A 19,101-nucleotide genomic window follows, 5' to 3' on the forward strand; every position below is an offset into this window, starting at 1 on the left:
AGGCGGATTACATGCAATCTCGCGAAAATTGGGGCAGCCGATTCGGCTTTGTCATGGCCGCGGCGGGCTCCGCCGTGGGCCTGGGGAATATCTGGAAGTTTCCGTACGTTACCGGGGAGAACGGTGGCGGCGCCTTTCTGATTCTTTATCTCGCTTTCATACTGATATTTGGTCTGTCGCTGGTCATTGCCGAAATGGCGATCGGGCGCATGACTCAGAAAAATCCGGTGGGGGCATTCCGAACACTGGCCGGAGGTGCCTGGCCGCTGATCGGTTACCTCGGCGTAGCGACGGGCTTCATCATCCTGTCGTTTTACATCGTGATTGCCGGCTGGACCGTGGCTTACATGGTGTTCATGCTCAGCGGGCATCTGGCCTCGACCGACAGCGCACAGATTGCCGAAGTCTTCACCGGCTACATCGGCAATGGTGCCTGGTCGGTCACCACTGCCGTTTTGTTCATGCTGGCCTGCTGTGCGGTGGTGGTTGGCGGCATTGGTCGCGGCATCGAACGTGCCTCGCGACTGCTCATGCCAACCCTGTTCGTCATGCTGCTGATTCTGGTCGTACGCGCAGTAACCCTGGAGGGTGCCGGCGAGGGCCTGGCTTTTTACCTCAAACCGGATTTTTCCAAGGTCACCGGCGCCACCTTCACCGCAGCCATAGGCCAGGCCTTCTTCTCCCTTTCACTGGGCATGGGGGCCTTGATCACTTACGGCTCGTATCTGTCACGCAGTGAACGCTTGCCCGGCGCCGCATTCATGGTTGTAGGCCTGGACACGCTGGTTGCGGTGCTCGCCGGCTTCATGATTTTGCCCGCCGTCTTCGCCTACGCGCTGGACCCGGCCGCGGGGCCCGGGCTGACCTTCATCACCTTGCCGGTGGTGTTTGCCCAAATGCCCGCCGGCACGCTCTTCGGCTTCGTATTTTTCGCCTTATTGTTCGTCGCCGCGCTGACCTCGGCGGTATCACTGCTCGAGGTTGTCGTGGCCTATCTGGTGGACGAAAAGCAGTTGTCCAGGGCACGCGCAGTGACCTGGTCGGCGATGATCTGCCTGGCACTCGGCATTCCGTCAGCGTTGTCACAGGGCGCCGTAGACAGCCTGGTGTTCGGCGGCCAGTCCTTTCTTGACTGGGCTGCGCAGCTGACCGACATCCTGCTGCCGCTGGGCGGTCTGCTCACGGCCCTGTTTGTAGGTTGGGTCATGGGCCCCCGGCTGGTCCGGGAAATCACCAACGATGGTGACGTGGCATTTCCGCTGGCCGGCGTCTGGCTGTTTGTTTGTCGATTCATTGCACCCCTGGGCATCGCCTGGGTTCTGATCGCGGGGCTGATCTGATGCAGACTTTCATGGATACACTCAACGTCATCAACGGCGTGATGCTCTCCGTTCCGGTGCTGCTCGCGCTGCTCGGCGTGGGGGTACTGTTCACCTTCTGGAGCGGCTTCTGCCAATACCGCTCTCTGACTCATGGTGTGGGCTTGATCAGCGGTCGCTGGGACAGCAAGAAAGGCCCCGGCGCCATCTCCCATTTCCAGGCGTTGTCGGCGGCTCTTTCCGCCACAGTGGGGCTGGGTAACATCGCTGGTGTTGCCATTGCAGTGGAGTTGGGCGGCCCTGGCGCGGTGTTCTGGATGTGGATGGTGGGGCTGGCCGGGATGGCGTTGAAAACCACCGAGGTCACGCTGTCCATGCTGTATCGCAACACCGACAACCCCAGCAATCCAAACGGCGGACCTATGTGGGTGGCTCGCAGCGGATTGCGCGAAGCGTTTCCCGGCATAGGCAAACTTGCCAGTCTGATCGGCGCCCTGTTCTGTCTACCGCTGATCCTGTTCGCACTGACCGGTGGCAACATGTTCCAGGCCTGGAGCGTCGCCGAGACCACACGCAGCTATTTCGGCGTGCCCACTTGGGTATCCGGTCTGGTCATGGCGGTACTGGTTGGCCTGGTCATACTGGGCGGCATCAAACGCATCGGTCGCTTTGCCGGCACGCTGGTGCCGCTGATGTGCGGCATCTATGTGCTCTGCGGTCTGTTCGTGATCGGCAAGAACGCGGACATGTTGCCGGATATCGTTCGGCTGATTTTCACTAGCGCGTTCAGCCCGGCTGAAGCGTCAGGTGCATTTGTCGGGGCCGGCGTTGGCACTGCCTTCATCTTCGGCATGAAGCGCGCCCTGTTCTCTTCGGAAGCGGGCCTGGGCAGCGCCCCGATCGCCCACTCCGCGGTCAAAACCAAAGAACCGGTGACCGAAGGTGTGGTGGGCGGCCTGGAACCGTTTATCGACACGCTGGTGGTCTGCACCCTGACCGCGTTCGTGATTCTTTCCAGCGGTGTCTGGCAACGTGGCCCGGCCGGCGAATGGCCAGCCACACCCAGCACAGTGCAATCTGACAAAGGCTGGGCGCCCGCGATCGATAGCGCGCCGCCGGGGCCGTGGAGTGATGGCGACACCGTGTTTGTGGTGGCTACGCTCACGCAAGACGACGGCAGCACAGCTCGCCATCGCCTGTTCGGCCAAATCGAGGGCGACAGTGGCAACCTGAGCATTCGCTGGAAGCCGCTCAGCAGCGCCGCACAGCCACAACTGGTCGATGCCGGTCTTTACGAAAACCTGCCCGCATCCACCTTGACTGCGCGCGCCTTTGACAGCGGCTTCGATGGCCTGGGGCGCTGGATGGTCACGATCACGATCTGGCTGTTCGCCATTTCAACCATGATCACCTGGAGCTACTACGGCGAGCAGGGCATGATTTACCTGTCCGGCCAGCGCTTGATTGTGCCGTTCAGGGTGGTCTGGTGCGGGCTGATTGTGGTGACCTGCCTCGGCTTCATCCGCACAGCGGCAGAGATCGATACCATATCGACCGTCGCCATCGGATTTATGCTGGCGATCAACGTTCCGGTCATGGTCGTACTCGGCAGTAAAGCCATGCGTGCCTACAAAGACTATTTCCGACGACTCGACAGTGGTGACATCAAAGAGGTCTAAACATGGCGGCAAATCCTGGTGTGCTGGTGGTCAATCTGGGCACACCCCAGGCGCCTACGGCGGCAGCCGTACGTACCTACCTGGCGGAGTTCCTGAGCGACACGCGCGTGGTCGAGATTCCTGCCCTGCTGTGGCGTCCCTTGCTGTTCGGCTTGATCCTGCCCCTGCGCAGCCGGCGGGTGGCTCATAACTACGCCACCATCTGGATGGACGAAGGCTCGCCACTGGCCGTCTACACCCAGCGTATAGCCGATGGTTTGCGCCAACAGCTGCGCTGCCCGGTGGAGACAGCCTACCGCTATGGTACGCCGTCGCTGGAGCAAGGCCTGGATCGGCTCAGTGCACTCGGCTGCGATGAAATCATCGTGCTGCCGTTGTACCCGCAGTTCTCTGCCACCACCAGCGCCACCGTTTTCGATCGTATTGCACAGATTTATCGACAGCGCCGGGCCATGCCGGCACTGCAATGGATCGCCGATTACGCCACCGACCCGGGCTATATCTCCGCCCTTGCACAATCCGTGCAGCAGCATTGGGCCGAGCACGGCCGCAATGAACGTTTGCTGATGAGCTTTCACGGCCTGCCACAACGCAATGTGAGCTTGGGCGATCCTTATCAGGCGCAGTGTGAAGCCACCGCACGGGCCCTGGCCGATGCGCTGGAACTGAGCCCCGATGAGTGGGCCTTGAGCTATCAGAGTCGCTTCGGCAAGCAGGTCTGGTTGCAACCCTACACAGAGCCCACTCTGGCCGAATGGGCCGAGGGCGGATTGCGCAGCGTCGACATCATCTGCCCAGGTTTTCCCGCGGATTGCCTTGAAACGCTGGAAGAAATCCGCATACAGGCAGCAGAAACCTTTTGCGAGGCGGGCGGCGAAACGCTGACGTACATCCCCGCGCTCAATGACAACCCGCAACACATCCAGGCGCTTGCCGCCCTGCTCTCGCCCCGTCTTGGGCAGGCGTGAGCGCCTGAATCCCCACCGGATACCCCATGACTGAATTTCTCGTCGAGTACGGCCTTTTCCTGGCCAAGGCCGTAACGCTCGTTGCCGCCATCATTTTTGTTGTTGGCACCGTGCTGACCCTGGTTCGGCAAATGCGCGAACAGATGAGCGAGCAGCTCGAGATCAAAAACATCAATCGTCGCTACGAGACGATGACCGATATCCTGAATCAGGAATTGCTCAGCGACGACGAAGCCAAAGCTCAGAAAAAACAGAAAAAGAAAGATCAGAAAGCCGAAGCCAAAGCTGCCAAGCAAGGCAACAAGCCAAGCCCGCACCCGAAACTTTTTGTACTGGATTTCGACGGTGATTTGCGTGCCAGCGCGGTCGACAACCTGCGTGAGGAAATCAGCGCAATTCTGCAGGTGGCCAAAGCGGAAGACGAAGTGCTGGTCAAAATCGAATCCGGCGGCGGTCTGGTTCACAGCTACGGCCTGGCGGCTTCGCAGCTCCGCCGCCTGCGTGATCGCGATGTGCGCCTGGTGGTGGCGATCGACCGCGTTGCGGCCAGTGGCGGCTACATGATGGCCGGCGTGGCTGATCACATCATTGCTGCCCCGTTTGCCATCGTTGGTTCAATTGGCGTCATCGCACAGATCCCCAACTTCCATCGACTGCTTAAAAAGAACGACATCGATTTCGAGATGGTTACCGCAGGCGAGTACAAGCGAACCCTGACCATGTTTGGCGAAAACGATGACAAGGCACGGGAGAAATTCCGCGAGGAGATCCAGGACACCCACGAGTTGTTCAAGGAGTTCCTGCTCGACACCCGGCCTAAGCTGGAGCTCGACAAGGTCGCCACGGGCGAACACTGGTATGGGCGACGCGCGCTTGATTTGGGCCTGATCGACGAAATCAAAACCAGTGACGACTACCTGCTGGAATGCCTCAAAACCCGCGACATCTACAGCGTGGAGTACAAATCACGCCAACCGCTGGCGGAAAAAATCTCGCAAGCGGTGCAAGTATTCCGCAAACCACTCAATGTGGAGCGCCACGACTATCTGAGACTGCAAAGCGAGTAAGGAGCCTGCCATGCAACTGAACAGCAACAGCCTGCGTCACAACCAAGCGATCGACGGTGAGTTCGCCTTCTGCACCCCGCATCCCACGCAGCATGTGCAGATGGCAGCGAATCGCAACCCGCATCTGAGCTGGGACGATGCCCCAGCAGGCACCCAGTCCTACGTGGTCTGCTGCATCGACAGTGACGTACCAACCAAACCCGATGACGTGAACCAGGAGGGCCGCAGTGTGCCTGCCGATTTACCGCGCACCGAGTTTGTGCACTGGCTGGTCAGCGACATCACACCCGACATCACCAGTATTGCCGCTGGCAGCTGCTGTGACGGGATCACCCCACGGGGCAAAACCGAGCCACCAGGGCCGGCCGGCAGCGTGCAAGGCGTCAATGACTACACCGGTTGGTTTGCCGGCGATCCGGACATGGAAGGCACCTACCTGGGTTACGACGGCCCCTGCCCGCCCTGGAATGACAGCCTGGTGCACCACTATCACTTCACCGTGTACGCGCTCGACACACCCAGCCTCGGGCTCAAGCCCGGCTTCGACCTGGCGGCTTTACGCCAGGCACTCGAAGGCCACGTTCTGGCTGAAGCCACCCTGGTTGGCACCTACAGTCTGAATCCCGACGTGCCTGCCTGATCGGTTCCTACGGGGAACCGTTGCCACGCACAACAGTCACAGCAACGCTTCCCCAAACAACACATTCGAATTCCATGCGCAAAACCTTACTGCTTGCTCTGAGTCTCTTGATCATGCCTGCGGCTCACGCAGCACTGCCCCAGGCCGTCGCCGATGAACCTCTGCCGAGCTTGGCGCCCATGCTCAAGCAGGTCACTCCGGCGGTGGTCAACGTCCTGGTCAAGGGCAAAGGCCAGGTCCAGCATCCGTTTTTCAATGATCCGAATTTTCGCCAGTTCTTCGGCGACCGGGTGCCTGAACGTGAAGTGCGAGGTCTGGGTTCCGGCGTGATCGTGAACGCCAAACAGGGCCTGGTTCTGACCAACCACCACGTCATTGCCCAAGCGGATGAAATCAAGGTTCGTCTGGCCGACGACCGCGAACTGGAAGCCGAACTGGTGGGCTCAGACCCGGACAGTGACGTCGCTGTGCTGCGTATCCCGTCCAAAGACCTGACCGCGGTGGACATCGGTGATTCGGACAAGCTTGAAGTCGGCGACTTTGTTGTTGCAATCGGTAATCCGTTCGGTCTGCGCCAAACCGTAACCTCGGGCATTGTCAGCGCCAAAGGCCGCTCCGGGCTGGGCAATCGCTACGAAAATTTCATTCAGACCGACGCCTCAATCAACCGCGGCAATTCCGGCGGCGCCCTGGTCGATCTGCGTGGTCGTCTGGTCGGTATCAACACCGCAATCATCTCAACCAGCGGCGGCAGTGTCGGGATTGGCTTTGCCATTCCGATCAAGTTGGCCATGTCGGTAATGGACCAGATTGTTGAGCACGGCAGCGTCAAGCGCGGCATGCTCGGCGTCATCGGTCAGGATCTGACCCCGGAACTGGCCAAGGCTTTCGGCCTGGATGCCGCGCGCGGCGCGGTTGTAGCGCGGGTGCTGGAAGACTCAGCAGCTGAGGCTGCCGGTCTGAAATCTGGTGACATCATCACCAAGGTGGATGGCCAGGAGATCCGCAATTTCGATGCCCTGCGCAATGCCATTGGTTTGTACCGAGAGGGCGACAAGGTCAAGATCGATTATCTGCGCGATGGCGAGCGCATGAGCGTCAAACTGGCCCTGGGCAAGAGCACCCTGCCGGGCGCCGCCAGCCTTGATCACCCGCGCCTGAACGGCGCCACGCTGCGTGACCTGCCGGAAGACCATCCGCTGGCCGATCAGTTGGACGGTGGTGTGCTGGTCGAAGACGTAGAACGCAGCAGCCCGGCTGCGGAAGCAGGCCTGCGTCCTGGCGATGTGATCACCTCAGTCAATCGCAATGCCGTCAACTCGCTCAGCGCCCTGGGTGAAGTGCTGGAAAACACGGAAGACGATGCACAGCTCCTGCTGCACCTGAACCGCGGTCAGGGCGCCCTGTTCCTGCTGCTGCGCTAATCCGGCTTCCCGGCCCGGGCAGAACGCTCGGGCCGGGCTGCTTGTCATGCGCCTGTCACGAACCTCGGCGGATGTGTTTGTTATAGTGCCAAGACATCCCCACGGGGCTGCGTAATGCGTATTGTTGATCGTTACCCGGCCGTACGCGCCTGCTCCGAGGCGTTGATTGCGCCACTAAGCGCTGAAGATTGCGCCATCCAGAGCATGGATGATGCCAGCCCGGCCAAATGGCATCTGGCCCACACCACCTGGTTTTTCGAAACGGTTGTTTTGCAGGAGTTGGTCGCCGACTACAACCTGTTCAACAGCGACTATCCCTATCTCTTCAATTCTTACTACAACGCGCTTGGCGAACGCCATGCGCGCCCGCAACGCGGCCTGCTGAGCCGCCCTAGCCTGGACGAAGTTCTGGCCTACCGCGCAGCCGTGGATCAGGCCATGCTTGCCCAACTGCCCAACGCCAGCAACGCATTTCTGCGACTGACCGAGATTGGCCTGAATCACGAGCAGCAGCATCAAGAGCTTCTGCTCACCGACATCCAGCACGCCTTCTTCTGCAACCCGCTGCACCCCGGCTATTGCGACAACGCGCCGATGGTGGATCAAAACCCGTCATCGCGGCGCTGGCTGGATATGGCTGCAGACCTGTATCAGATCGGCCACCAGGGTGATGCGTTCTGTTACGACAACGAAACGCCACCTCATCAGGTTTGGCTAAACGCTTTCCAGATGGCCTCAACATTGGTTACCAATGGCGAGTTTCAAGCGTTTATTGACGCCGGTGGCTACCGTAACCCGACCTACTGGCTGTCCGACGGATGGGATTGGGTGCAAAGAGAACAGCTCGAACACCCGCTGTACTGGCACCCCAAAGCAACCCAGGCTTTCAGTCTGCGCGGTGATCAGCCGCGCGCCGCAGACGCCCCGGTGTGCCACCTGAGTTTTTACGAAGCCGATGCCTATGCGCGCTGGGCCGGCGCCCGCCTGCCGCTGGAGGCGGAGTGGGAAGTTGCCGCCAGGCTTTTCCCCGACGAAAACAACTGGATGGGCCAAGTCTGGCAATGGACAGCAAGCCCTTATCAGGCCTATCCCGGCTACCGCCCCCCGGCGGGGCCTCTCGGCGAGTACAACGCCAAGTTCATGTGCAACCAGATGATCTTGCGCGGCAGTTCAGCGTACACGCCGACCGACCATAGTCGTATCAGCTACCGCAATTTCTTTCACCCGCACTGTCGCTGGCAACTCAGCGGCCTGCGTCTGGCGCGAGACTTATGACTGCAGCGAAACATCAGCCCTTGCCGCTCACGCCCATGCAGACCGAGGTGTTGGGCGGCCTGTCGCGCGGCGACAAGCATTTGCCCTCCAAGTATTTCTACGACGCCGCTGGCGCACGCTTGTTCGAGCGCATCTGCGAGCTTCCGGAGTACTACCCAACGCGCACCGAACTGGCCATTTTGCGCACTCATCTACCCACCATATCGAAACAACTGGGACCGATGCGCTGGCTGGTTGAGCCGGGAAGTGGCAGCGGACTCAAAACCCGCCTGCTGCTTGAGGCACTGGATCAACCCGCCGGTTACGTGCCGATCGACATCAGCGATGCACAACTGAAAGCCTATGCGCAGGACCTGCGACAGGGTTTCCCGCACCTCAACGTGCGGCCGTTGAGCGCTGACTTTACCGCCGACTTGCAGCTACCAGAAGGCGTCAAGAAACCGGTGATCTGGTTCCCTGGTTCTACCTTGGGCAATTTCCGCCCAGCTGATGCCCAGGCCTTTCTACGCCGACTCAGCCGCTGGGGCGGCGGTGCCGGCGAGTTGCTGCTCGGCGTTGATCTGGTCAAACCGGTCGAGGTGCTGGAAGCGGCCTACAACGACACAGCCGGCGTAACAGCCCGCTTCAACCTCAATCTGCTACGTCACCTCAACCACGCCGCAGGCTGTGATTTCGATCTCAGCCAGTTTCGCCACGAAGCCCGCTGGAATCCGCAGATCGGTGCCATACAGATGTTTCTGATCAGCCTGGGCGAACAAACCGTTCACGTGGCCGGGCATGCGTTTGCATTGGCCTCTCAGGAAGCCATCTGCACCGAGTATTCACACAAATACACGCCCACTCAGGTCGAGCAATTGGCGCACGCCTCAGGCTGGTCATTGCGCAACATGTACAGCGACCCGAAAAACTGGTTCGGCGTGTTTCACCTGGAATGCATCTAGGCACCAGTCGGGCCTGTTAAACTCTGGGTTTTCGTGCACGGTACGCCACGATGACCGAACAACAATGGCTCAAGCTTGAGCGCCGTATTGATGCGCTGCTCGACTCGCATGCCGCGCTGCGCGAAAGCAATCGCAAGCTGCGCATCGAACGTCAGGATTTGTATGAACGCAACGCCGAATTGCGCCAACGGCTGGAGAATGTCATTGAGCGTATCAAGCGTCTGGAACTGGAGAGTGATGCATGAAACCCCATGACTCGGTGCCGCTGACAGTCAAAATCATGGGCCGCGAATATCAGGTGGCCTGCCCCAAGGAAGAACGTGATTTGCTGCTCGCATCAGCGCGTTATCTTGACGACCGCATGATCGCTATCCGCAAGCGCTCAGCCGGTTTGGGCATCGAGCGCATCGCGGTGATGGCGGCTTTGAATATGGCCCGCGAGATGCACCAGGCCGGGCAGTCTAGCGAAGCAGACCTCAGCCAAAGCGTCGATTTTGCGCTGGATGGCAACCTGGATGATGGCGACGATGACCGCGCGCATCAGATGCAACTGCGTATCGACTCAGAACTTGAAGCCGATTGAATCATCCCCACGTATAATCCCTGACCCGGTTCTACTGCGGTGCTCGATAGCGTGTCGGGAACCCCTTGAGCCAATTTTGTCACCCCGGGAGCGGGGCTTGCGCTTGTGTGCAAGTCCGCCACGTAGCGGAAAGCCTGATGGCGTGGAGTGTCGCACCCACTTGAGACCTCGTCTCAAGGTCAATGACATGCGTCGGCACAGGCGGTGAACCGGGCCCTTATTCCACCGACGCAGGCAGCTTCTGACAGGCGCGACCTGCGCCGCGAGTTACGTGCCCGGCGGCGCGCCTTAAGCCCACGCGAGCAACGACTCGCGGCTACGGCGCTGGCGCGAAGATTGCTCCAGCTGCCCCGCGTGAGCCATGCATCTCGAATGGGCGCGTATACCGCAGCGGGCAGCGAGTTGTCGCTGCAGTGTTTTCTTGAGCACTGCGCCATCGAACGCGTGGCCCTGCCCCAGGTTGTCGGCACACATATGCGTTTCCTGCCCGCCAGCGCCCCCAAACGGCGTCACCATCTGGGCTTTGAGGAACCCTACGGACGCCGCCCTTGGGCCATCTGGTCCATGAGCGTGATCCTCGTCCCTTTGCTGGGCTTTGATGCGGCTGGCAACCGCATGGGCCAGGGCGGCGGCCACTATGACCGAGCCCTAGCGCGTTTGCGCCCTCGCCGCCCGTGGTTGCTGGGCATCGCGCATGATGTGCAGGAACTGGAGCATGTACCCACACAGACCTGGGATATTCCGTTGGATGGCATCATCACCCCAACGCGAACCATTTTGATACAAGGAACTTGAGCACATGGCCTACTGGCTGATGAAATCCGAACCTGACGAATTCAGCTTCGACGATCTCAAAAACCGCCCTGAGCAAACAGAACCCTGGGACGGCGTGCGCAACTATCAGGCGCGCAATTTCATGCGCGACGCCATGCAGGACGGCGATGAGGTGTTCTTCTATCACTCCAATTGCGACATCCCTGGCATTGTCGGCATCGCACGCGTGCGCGGAGAAACCCGGCCGGACCACACCGCATTCGACCCGGACGACAAACACTTCGACCCGAAAAGCGATCCCGACAAACCTCGCTGGTATCTGCGTGACATCCAGTATGTGCGGCCGCTGGCGCGCACCATCAGCTTGAAAGAGCTCAAGGACCACGCTGAGGCATTGCAGGATTTCGCCCTGGTGCGACGTGGCAATCGTCTGTCGGTCATGCCGGTCGATGCACAACACTGGGATTACATCCTGGGCTTGGAATAACGCATGAGCAGGGGTGGCTCGCTCGACGCACTGCTTCAGCAAGTCCGCGCCTGCCAATTGTGTGCGGACAGCCTCGAACATGCGCCGCGACCCGTGCTGCAGGCCAGCCGCAGCGCTCAGATACTGATCGCCGGCCAGGCCCCGGGACGCCGGGTGCACGTCAGTGGCGTGCCTTTTGATGATCCCAGTGGCGATCGTCTGCGCAACTGGCTTGGGGTGGATGCCGCAACGTTCTACGACCCGGCGAAGATAGCCATACTGCCCATGGGGTTCTGCTACCCAGGGCATGGCAAAAGCGGCGACCTGCCGCCACGCAAAGAGTGCGCCCCCGCGTGGCGCGAGATGCTACTCGACAAACTGCCGCATATTCAGCTCACGCTGGTTTTGGGTCAGTACGCACTGGATTATCACCTCGACGGGGGCGAAGGCTCACTCACCGCGACCGTCGCCAACTGGCGGGCCTATTGGCCTGAGTTTCTGCCACTGCCGCACCCCAGTCCGCGCAACAACATCTGGTTGCGTCGCAACCCGTGGTTTGAGCAGGATGTAATCCCGCATCTTCAACAACGGATTGCGACGCTGCTTGACTGATCAGTCGACGTAGCGCTGCGGTTCGTGATCAACCCAACGGTTGCCAGGAATCACCGATTCAGCCCACTCCAGCGGCAACAGCCCGCTGACCAGTTGCCCCACAGGGTTGAGCAACGCGTTCAGGATATCGGTCACCGTAAGCAACAGATTCTGTGGCGCTGCCGCCACCGGATCCTGGGCATAGGTCTCGGCCTGCGCTGTATCCCAATCGTAGCCGCGGCTCCAGATGTAAGCCCGTGACCAGATGTAGGCACGGCTCCAGATGTACGCACGTGACCAGATGTAAGCACGGCTCCAGATGTAGGCCCGTGACCAGATGTAGGCACGACTCCAGATGTAGGCATCGCCATTCAATTCCGTGGCGTTGCCGTTCTCATCACGAATGACGAAATTGCCATCCTCGTCTTCCTGCACCGGCCCGGCATAGTGTTCCTCACCTGACAGATCTTTGGCCACATCCAAGCCCTGGTTGGCACACGCTGAATTGTCGCTGGCCACGGCATCGACCGCATGGACAAGACCTGCCCCCTGCTGAAACACGGAATACATGGCCCCGTCGCCATTCATGGCGGCGTATGCCGTGCTGGCCAGGCGGCATTTGACGTCATCCGGCGACAAACTCGGGTCAGCCTGCAGCATCAAGGCGACAACGCCACTGACCACAGCCGCAGACTGCGAGGTGCCGGACATACGGAAGTGCCGATTGTCCTCAAGCAGATACGACTCGTGCCCTTGAACGATTTTGGCTTGCGACGGCATGATGCCCATCAGATGACCGCCGGGGGCCAGCACATCGGGCTTAACAAAGCCCTCGTAGGTCGGCCCGACCGACGAAAATGTAGACAGAAAGTTGTCGCTGTCATCACCCGGCGTGTAGTTGTCATCCGCCGACCCAACGGTGATGACATACGGCACATTGCCGGGCACCCCAACCGTCATCGGCTCCGGGCCGTCATTGCCTGCAGAGGCCACCACCACGATGCCGGCCTGCCAAGCCGCCATCACCGCCTGATTTAACGGATCCTCCCAGTAGAACGACTGGGGCGGCGCACTGAATGACATGTTCAGCACCCGGATGTTGTAGGTCTCGCGGTTGTTTACAACCCATTCGATACCCTCGATCACGTCCAGATATGTGGACGCACCGTTCTCATCAAATGCTTTGACATCAACCAGATTGGCATCCGGCGCGATGCCCTGATAACGGCCGCTGGGGGTCTGGAAGCTGCTGGCTGCAACCGTTGATATGTGCGTGCCATGCCCACTTGGGTCACCGCTCTCATTGTCCAGGACATTGACCCGCGCAACGATTCGCGGCGTGCGCAGATTGATACCCAGCTCAAGGCCGTGATGCTGCCAGATACCGGTATCCAGCACGGCAATGGCCACGCCCTGCCCGGTCACACCCTGATCATGCAACTGATCGGCGCCAACCCAGGTTGTGAAATGAGATTCTTTGGGCTGCCACAGAATCAGGCCTTCCTCATCATCCAGCTCAACGTTCTGAACCAGACCGCCGACCGCGCCGCCCAATCCACCGAGCAGTCCGGAGACCTTGACCGGATGATTGGCATGGACGCGCAGGCCAGGCGGGTCGGTACGCAACTGCTCGGCCTGAGCCGGGCTCAGAACTGCACCGACAGCGCGAATCACCGACAGCTCGGATTCAACCGTGCCGCCGATACGCTCGACCCATCCTCGGGCCTGGTGAACAGTTTCAGCCTGAACGATATAACGCGCGCTGAGGTCAGTGTTTTGCGCCTGAGCCGAGGTCACGAAAGCCGCAAAAACCAGTGATGCGGCGACGGAATATTGGCGAAGAGTCGAAGTCATGTTGCCCCCCTCTGGGATCGTGACGACAACCCTGCAAGCTCTGTACCGCGACGCCTGGTCAGAGCAGACGGAGAGCGTCTCGCAGGTGTGGCGTAGACTTTGCAAACACCCGTGCAAACGAAACGTGAACCCCGGCATGCTCCAGCGTCATCAATCAGCGAGTCAGTCCCTGTCCATGGCGGCGGCGATAGCTCTTTTGCTGTGCGCGCTATTCAGCCCCCCGGCACTGGCCACGCCGGTGATGGTGTTTCAATCCCTCAGTCAAAGCGATGGGCTGTCTCAGAACACGGTCAACGACATCTTCCAGGACAGCTTCGGCTTTATCTGGCTGGCCACCGAGAGCGGCTTGAACCGCTACGACGGCACCGCGTTTACGCGCCATCAGCGTGACCATCGCAATCCTCGCAGTCTGCCGGCGGATTTTATTTGGGATATTGCCGAAGACCGCAGCGCTGATCTGTGGCTGGCCACTCGCGGCAGTGGCCTGGTACGTATGAATCGCAATAACGGTGCGTTTAGCGCCGTGTTGGATATTGGCGACCCCCGCTATGCCGACAGCCGCAATGGTCGCAGTCTGCTTATCGACACCCAGGGCGACATCTGGTTGGGCACGCGCGATGCCGGCGTGATTCAGTTTTCGCCCAAAGGCGTGCTGAAGCACTGGTACCGCGGCACCGAAAATCAGCCTGGCGGCGTCTACGACCTGCTTGAACATCCGGACGGGCGCCTGCTGCTGGCCACCGACAAAGGCCTGTGGCAGCTAGACCCGGGCAGCGGCGGCATGCGCCCATTGGGCGGGCTGAATCAACCGGCATCGTCGTTGATGCTGGACACCTCAGGCCGCATCTGGATCGGTTACTTCGAGCACGGCCTGGAATGCATCAGCAGCGACGGTGCGCAACGTAACAGCTTTCGTCATCAACCTGATGCCGCTGACAGCCTCAGCGACGATCGCATCCGCGACATCCTGCAAGACAGCAACGGCCAGCTGTGGATCGCAACCCAGAACGGGCTCAACCTCAAACACCCGGAGACCGCATCATTCCAGCGCTTTCAGCAGGACGCTGCCAATCCCTTCAGCCTGAGCGACGACCGTTTGATGTCCCTGGCCCAAGATCACAATGGACTGATCTGGATCGGCACCCGGGTCGGCGGAGTCAACCGCTGGAATCCACGCAGCTGGCTGCTCGGAGGCTATGAGCCCCCCGAACTCAGCGGCGCAGTGGTTCTGGCCTTCGCCGACGCCGATGCTGAGGCCCAACAGACCTGGGTTGGCAGCTTTGGGGCACCGCTGTTACGGGTCGATCAAACAGGCCAGGTCAGTGCCCGCTTTGGCCCTCAAGACGGCTTCCCGGAGCGCGGCCAATCGCCGGTCACCGCACTGCTGCGCGACCGTGACGGACAACTCTGGATCGGCACATTCGATGGCGGACTGCAACGTTACCGCCCGCAGGATGGCCGCCTGACAACATTTCGGCACCAGCCCGACGAAGTGGCAAGCCTGGGCGCCGATGGCATTATGAGCCTGCATCAGGACCGCCGCGGCCACCTGTGGATCGGCACGTTCGGCGCCGGCATCTCACGCCTGCACGCCACCACCGGACACATCGAACGGCTGCCCGCAGATCCAAGCTCGGCATTGCACAAAACCCGGCCCACGGCCATCGTGGAAGACGGCTTTGGGCATATCTGGGTTGGCACGGACGGCGACGGGCTGTTCAAGCTCAATGATCAAGGGAAGGTCGAACACAACTTCCGCCACCGCCCTGGTGAGGCCGGCAATCTGGGGGCCGATACCATTTACGGCCTGCACGTCGACGCACAGGGCCGCCTGTGGATCGGCACAGCAGACGCCGGCCTGGCTCACCTTGACCCCGACCAACTGCGCAGTGAACGGCCCACTTTCGAGCACCTGAGCGCCGCCCAGGGTTTGCCAAGCAATGTGATCAACGGCCTACGCAGCGACGCAGCGGGACATTTGTGGATCAGCACCAACCGTGGCTTGGTGCGCTACAAGCCGGAGCAAGCCGAGTTGCGTCAGTTTCATCAAGCTCAGGGACTGCAAAGTGAAGAACTCAACTTCGGCGCCATCCATCGCGGCGCCGACGGCCGCCTGTTCTTCGGCGGTCATGGCGGTTACAACAGCTTCCAACCCCAGGCAATCACACCGGCCAGCCAGCCGCCGCGCATCGTCATCACCGCGTTGGAAAGCGTCAACAAGCCGCTGCCCAGCAAGCAACCGTATTCGGCCCTCACCGCCATCCGTCTTGGTCATCGCGACAGTGTGCTGAGTATTGAGTACGCAGCACTGGACTACACGGCACCGGAGCTGAACCGTTACAGCGTCATGCTGGAAGGCTTCGACAGCGATTGGTCACCCCCCAGTGCACGCACACGCAGCACCTACACCAATCTGGATCCGGGCCATTATCTGTTCAAAATCAAGGCTGCCAACAGCGACGGCCTGTGGACCCCGCAAGCACACACCCTGACCATCACCGTCGAACCGGCACCGTGGGCCACACTGTGGGCGCAAGCCTTGTATCTGATTGCCGCCAGCATCTTGCTGTGGATGTTCATACGCTGGCGTCTGCGTAACCTGCAACGTGAAGCGCAAATCAATCAGCTGGCCTATTACGACCGCATCACCGGCCTGCCCAACCGCGACCTGCTGGAGCAACGCGGGGCTAGCATGATCGAGCACAATCAAGGCCTGCAGCGTTCGGCCGCCTTCATAGTCGTGCAGCTGGGCCCATTCAAACATCTGCAGGACAGCCTCGGCTTTCGCTCGACCGACGACATCATGCGCACCATCAGTCGCCGCTTGTCGCAGGTGCTGTTTGGCGATGGCGAAAGCAGTGCCTCACGCGAGCTGGCCCGGCTGGGCGAGGAGTCATTTATCGCCGTGATGCAGATGGAAGCGGCAGAAATGCAGGCCATGCGCTGGGCCCGCGCGCTCAGCGAAGCCGCGTCCGTGCCGGTGGAGTTTGGCGCCCACAAAGTCAGTGTGCAGGTTCGCGTTGGCATTGCGTGCTATCCCAAGCATGCCCAGGATGTGCTCACCCTGATCAAGTACGCGGACACTGCGGCACATGACGCGGCCCGTGAAGGCCAATCCGGGATTGTTTTCTACGACAGCGGCATGACCGCGCGCGCACTTGATCGCCTGACCCTGGAAAGTGACCTGCGCGAGGCCATCCACGCTGATGCGCTGGAGTTGCACGTGCAGGGCAAATTCGATGGCCAACGTCGCATTGTTGGCACCGAAGCGCTGGTCCGCTGGCAGCATCCACAGCGCGGCCCCATCTCGCCGGCAATGTTTGTCCCGCTGGCCGAAGAATCCGATCTCATACTTGATCTTGATCAGTGGGTCATCGGTCAGGCCTGCGCCACCCTGGCGCACTGGAAACGAAGCGGCTACGGCACCAGCATCGCGGTTAACGTCTCTGCTGAAACGTTCATCAGCGGGCGAATTTTCACGGCGCTGAAACGCAACCGGCAGCGCTATGACTTCGATCCCGCGCAGCTGGAAATCGAAATCACCGAATCGGTACTGGCCAGCGACATGGTGCTGATCACCGAATCACTCAACCGCATCAAAGCACTGGGCCATACGCTTTCGCTGGATGATTTCGGCACCGGCTATTCATCACTCACCTATTTGCAGCGCTTTCCCATCGACAAGCTGAAGATCGACCAGGCATTCGTGCGCGATCTGGAACATCGCGCCGACCAACGCGCCTTGTGTACCGCGATTGTGGCGCTGGCTCGCAGCCTCGACATGACCACCGTGGCGGAGGGCGTCGAGAACCCGTTCCAGCTTGATTTCCTGCTGTCCCTGGGTTGCGATCAACTGCAGGGTTTCGTGCTGCACAAACCCCAACTCGTGAGCGACTTCGAGCTGGCCTGGCTGAAGCCGGATCAGGTCCCCAAAAACAGCTCGTAAGCCGGGTTTCCGGTTTCCTCGAAATAGGCATAGGACAGGCTGTCCAGCGTATCGCGGCAAGCCTTATGCTCATCCGCCGGCACCTGGATGCCGACCAGCACGCGCCCATAGGCCGCGCCATGATTGCGGTAATGGAACAGGGAAATGTTCCAGCGTGTGCCGATGCGCTGCAGAAAACCCAGCAAGGCGCCAGGGCGTTCGGGAAACTCGAAGCGGAACAGCAGCTCGTTTTTCAGCCCGGGCACCCGTCCGCCCACCATGTAACGCACATGAACCTTGGCCATTTCGCTCTCGCTGAGATCGGTGACCTCAAACCCGGCACCGGCGAAATCAGCAACCAGCGCGGCTCGCTCGCTGGCTTTGCCCAGCTTCACCCCGACAAACACATGGGCATCGCTGCTGTCGGCGTACCGGTAGTTGAACTCGGTCACGGCGCGCCGGCCCAGCCGCTCGCAGAAATCCAGGAAACTGCCCGGGCGTTCCGGAATGGTGACGGCGAACAAGGCTTCGCGGTGCTCGCCCAGCTCAGCCCGTTCGGCGATATGGCGCAAGCGGTCGAAGTTGACGTTGGCGCCGCTTTCGATCGCCACCAGCACGTCGTTATCACCTGCGACCTGACTTTCGGCGTATTTTTTCAGCCCGGCCACAGCCAGGGCCCCGGCCGGCTCGGGCAAGGAACGGTTGTCCTCGAAGATATCGCGCACCGCCGCACAGATTTCGTCCACGCTGCAGGTGACCACATCATCGACCAGTTCACGGCACACATCGAAGGTGTGTTGGCCGATCTGACGCACGGCCACGCCATCGGCGAACAAGCCAACCTGGGCCAGTACGCCGCGCTCGCCGCTGTCCATGGCCAGTTTGAGACAGGCCGCATCATCCGGCTCCACGCCGATGATACGAATCGACGGGTCGGCGGCCTTGACCGCCAGGGCCACACCGGCGATCAAACCGCCACCGCCAACCGGCACGAAGATCACATCCGGCTTTTCGCTGTATTGGCTGAGAATCTCCAGCCCCACCGTGGCCTGCCCGGCAATCACATCCGGATCATCATAGGGATGCACGTAGGTCAGGTTGTGCTCACGCGCCAGCGCCTGGGCATGCTCGCTGGCCACATCGAAGATGTCTCCGTGCAGCACCACCTCACCGCCATGGGCGCGTACCGCGTCGACCTTGATGCTCGGGGTGGTGCTGGGCATGACGATGACCGCACGCAGCCCCATACGGGTTGCGGCCAGTGCCAGACCCTGGGCGTGATTGCCTGCCGAAGCGGCGATCACACCGAGCTGGCGCTCCTCTTCACTGAGGCAGCGCAGTTTGTTGTAGGCGCCACGCAGCTTGAACGAGAATACCGGTTGCAGATCCTCACGCTTGAGCCACACGCGATGGCCGAGTCGCTCGCTCAGTTTTCGGGCAAACTCCAGCGGGGTCTGAATCGCAACCTCATAGACGTCGGCACGGGCAAGACGTGAGGCATATTGCTCAAGGATTGGGAGAGACATCAAACCGCTGAATCGGGGACAATGGGCGGGCAGAATACCCAATGGCGCACGCGCGGTAAAAGCGCGACG

16 protein-coding genes and 1 other RNA gene are annotated in these 19,101 nt (G+C 60.6%); 15 read left to right on the top strand and 2 right to left on the bottom strand.

Features of this window, described 5'->3' with window-relative positions:
- The first annotated feature begins 11 nt into the window (after positions 1–11).
- The 14 genes from ATO7_RS10375 (at position 12) to ATO7_RS10440 (ending at position 11,748) form a co-directional block, all read left to right on the top strand.
- Entirely contained in the window at positions 12–1,340 is a 1,329-nt protein-coding gene (locus tag ATO7_RS10375; RefSeq protein WP_083561655.1) for a sodium-dependent transporter, read from the top strand.
- A gap of 11 nt (positions 1,341–1,351) precedes the next feature.
- A complete protein-coding gene (locus ATO7_RS10380) occupies positions 1,352–2,998 on the top strand; it encodes an alanine/glycine:cation symporter family protein (protein WP_158523158.1) in 1,647 nt (548 codons plus the stop codon).
- 2 nt (positions 2,999–3,000) lie between these two features.
- Complete coding sequence (gene hemH / locus ATO7_RS10385) at positions 3,001–3,966, top strand: ferrochelatase (protein ID WP_083561657.1); 966 nt, start codon at positions 3,001–3,003, stop codon at positions 3,964–3,966.
- Between the two features lie 26 nt (positions 3,967–3,992).
- The gene (sohB, locus tag ATO7_RS10390; RefSeq protein ID WP_083561658.1) at positions 3,993–5,033 is read left to right on the top strand and encodes a protease SohB; all 1,041 of its coding nucleotides are present in this window, start codon (positions 3,993–3,995) and stop codon (positions 5,031–5,033) included.
- 10 nt (positions 5,034–5,043) lie between these two features.
- Entirely contained in the window at positions 5,044–5,673 is a 630-nt protein-coding gene (locus tag ATO7_RS10395) for a YbhB/YbcL family Raf kinase inhibitor-like protein (protein ID WP_083561659.1), read from the top strand.
- A 74-nt stretch (positions 5,674–5,747) separates the two neighbouring features.
- Positions 5,748–7,097: a DegQ family serine endoprotease gene (locus ATO7_RS10400; protein WP_083561660.1), complete on the top strand. Its 1,350-nt coding sequence runs from the start codon at positions 5,748–5,750 to the stop codon at positions 7,095–7,097.
- Between the two features lie 114 nt (positions 7,098–7,211).
- Complete coding sequence (gene egtB, locus ATO7_RS10405) at positions 7,212–8,372, top strand: ergothioneine biosynthesis protein EgtB (protein ID WP_083561661.1); 1,161 nt, start codon at positions 7,212–7,214, stop codon at positions 8,370–8,372.
- Positions 8,369–9,313 carry an L-histidine N(alpha)-methyltransferase gene (egtD, locus tag ATO7_RS10410; protein WP_083561662.1) on the top strand — a complete coding sequence of 315 codons (945 nt, stop codon included), beginning with the start codon at positions 8,369–8,371 and terminating at the stop codon, positions 9,311–9,313. The genes egtB and egtD overlap by 4 nt, the downstream gene beginning before the upstream one ends.
- A 50-nt stretch (positions 9,314–9,363) precedes the next feature.
- Entirely contained in the window at positions 9,364–9,558 is a 195-nt protein-coding gene (locus ATO7_RS10415) for a hypothetical protein (protein ID WP_083561663.1), read from the top strand.
- On the top strand, positions 9,555–9,896 hold the full coding sequence (locus ATO7_RS10420) for a cell division protein ZapA (RefSeq protein WP_083561664.1): 342 nt from the start codon (positions 9,555–9,557) through the stop codon (positions 9,894–9,896). The genes ATO7_RS10415 and ATO7_RS10420 overlap by 4 nt, the downstream gene beginning before the upstream one ends.
- Before the next feature lie 28 nt (positions 9,897–9,924).
- A non-coding RNA gene (ssrS, locus tag ATO7_RS10425) (6S RNA) lies at positions 9,925–10,108 on the top strand.
- Positions 10,101–10,691, top strand: a complete 591-nt coding sequence (locus ATO7_RS10430) for a 5-formyltetrahydrofolate cyclo-ligase (RefSeq protein WP_083561832.1) — start codon at positions 10,101–10,103, stop codon at positions 10,689–10,691. The genes ssrS and ATO7_RS10430 overlap by 8 nt, the downstream gene beginning before the upstream one ends.
- A 4-nt stretch (positions 10,692–10,695) precedes the next feature.
- The gene (locus ATO7_RS10435) at positions 10,696–11,157 is read left to right on the top strand and encodes an EVE domain-containing protein (protein WP_083561665.1); all 462 of its coding nucleotides are present in this window, start codon (positions 10,696–10,698) and stop codon (positions 11,155–11,157) included.
- A 3-nt stretch (positions 11,158–11,160) separates the two neighbouring features.
- Entirely contained in the window at positions 11,161–11,748 is a 588-nt protein-coding gene (locus ATO7_RS10440; RefSeq protein ID WP_083561666.1) for a uracil-DNA glycosylase family protein, read from the top strand.
- Here ATO7_RS10440 and ATO7_RS10445 read toward each other — a convergent pair whose 3' ends face one another.
- Complete coding sequence (locus ATO7_RS10445; protein WP_158523159.1) at positions 11,749–13,581, bottom strand: S8 family peptidase; 1,833 nt, start codon at positions 13,579–13,581, stop codon at positions 11,749–11,751. It lies immediately after the preceding gene.
- Between the two features lie 136 nt (positions 13,582–13,717).
- Between ATO7_RS10445 and ATO7_RS10450 the strand changes: the two genes are divergently transcribed.
- Positions 13,718–17,527, top strand: a complete 3,810-nt coding sequence (locus tag ATO7_RS10450; protein ID WP_158523160.1) for an EAL domain-containing protein — start codon at positions 13,718–13,720, stop codon at positions 17,525–17,527.
- Here ATO7_RS10450 and ilvA read toward each other — a convergent pair.
- On the bottom strand, positions 17,503–19,032 hold the full coding sequence (ilvA, locus tag ATO7_RS10455; RefSeq protein WP_146680279.1) for a threonine ammonia-lyase, biosynthetic: 1,530 nt from the start codon (positions 19,030–19,032) through the stop codon (positions 17,503–17,505). The genes ATO7_RS10450 and ilvA overlap by 25 nt on opposite strands.
- Positions 19,033–19,101 lie beyond the last annotated feature (69 nt).

The sequence above is a fragment of the Oceanococcus atlanticus genome (assembly GCF_002088235.1).
Lineage (GTDB): Bacteria > Pseudomonadota > Gammaproteobacteria > Nevskiales > Oceanococcaceae > Oceanococcus > Oceanococcus atlanticus.

Coding starts and splice junctions, on each gene's coding strand:
- ATO7_RS10375 (WP_083561655.1), top strand. CDS start 12: ATGCAATCTCGCGAAAATTGGGGCAGCCGATTCGGCTTTGTCATGGCC.
- ATO7_RS10380 (WP_158523158.1), top strand. CDS start 1,352: ATGGATACACTCAACGTCATCAACGGCGTGATGCTCTCCGTTCCGGTG.
- hemH (WP_083561657.1), top strand. CDS start 3,001: ATGGCGGCAAATCCTGGTGTGCTGGTGGTCAATCTGGGCACACCCCAG.
- sohB (WP_083561658.1), top strand. CDS start 3,993: ATGACTGAATTTCTCGTCGAGTACGGCCTTTTCCTGGCCAAGGCCGTA.
- ATO7_RS10395 (WP_083561659.1), top strand. CDS start 5,044: ATGCAACTGAACAGCAACAGCCTGCGTCACAACCAAGCGATCGACGGT.
- ATO7_RS10400 (WP_083561660.1), top strand. CDS start 5,748: ATGCGCAAAACCTTACTGCTTGCTCTGAGTCTCTTGATCATGCCTGCG.
- egtB (WP_083561661.1), top strand. CDS start 7,212: ATGCGTATTGTTGATCGTTACCCGGCCGTACGCGCCTGCTCCGAGGCG.
- egtD (WP_083561662.1), top strand. CDS start 8,369: ATGACTGCAGCGAAACATCAGCCCTTGCCGCTCACGCCCATGCAGACC.
- ATO7_RS10415 (WP_083561663.1), top strand. CDS start 9,364: ATGACCGAACAACAATGGCTCAAGCTTGAGCGCCGTATTGATGCGCTG.
- ATO7_RS10420 (WP_083561664.1), top strand. CDS start 9,555: ATGAAACCCCATGACTCGGTGCCGCTGACAGTCAAAATCATGGGCCGC.
- ATO7_RS10435 (WP_083561665.1), top strand. CDS start 10,696: ATGGCCTACTGGCTGATGAAATCCGAACCTGACGAATTCAGCTTCGAC.
- ATO7_RS10440 (WP_083561666.1), top strand. CDS start 11,161: ATGAGCAGGGGTGGCTCGCTCGACGCACTGCTTCAGCAAGTCCGCGCC.
- ATO7_RS10445 (WP_158523159.1), bottom strand. CDS start 13,581: ATGACTTCGACTCTTCGCCAATATTCCGTCGCCGCATCACTGGTTTTT.
- ATO7_RS10450 (WP_158523160.1), top strand. CDS start 13,718: ATGCTCCAGCGTCATCAATCAGCGAGTCAGTCCCTGTCCATGGCGGCG.
- ilvA (WP_146680279.1), bottom strand. CDS start 19,032: ATGTCTCTCCCAATCCTTGAGCAATATGCCTCACGTCTTGCCCGTGCC.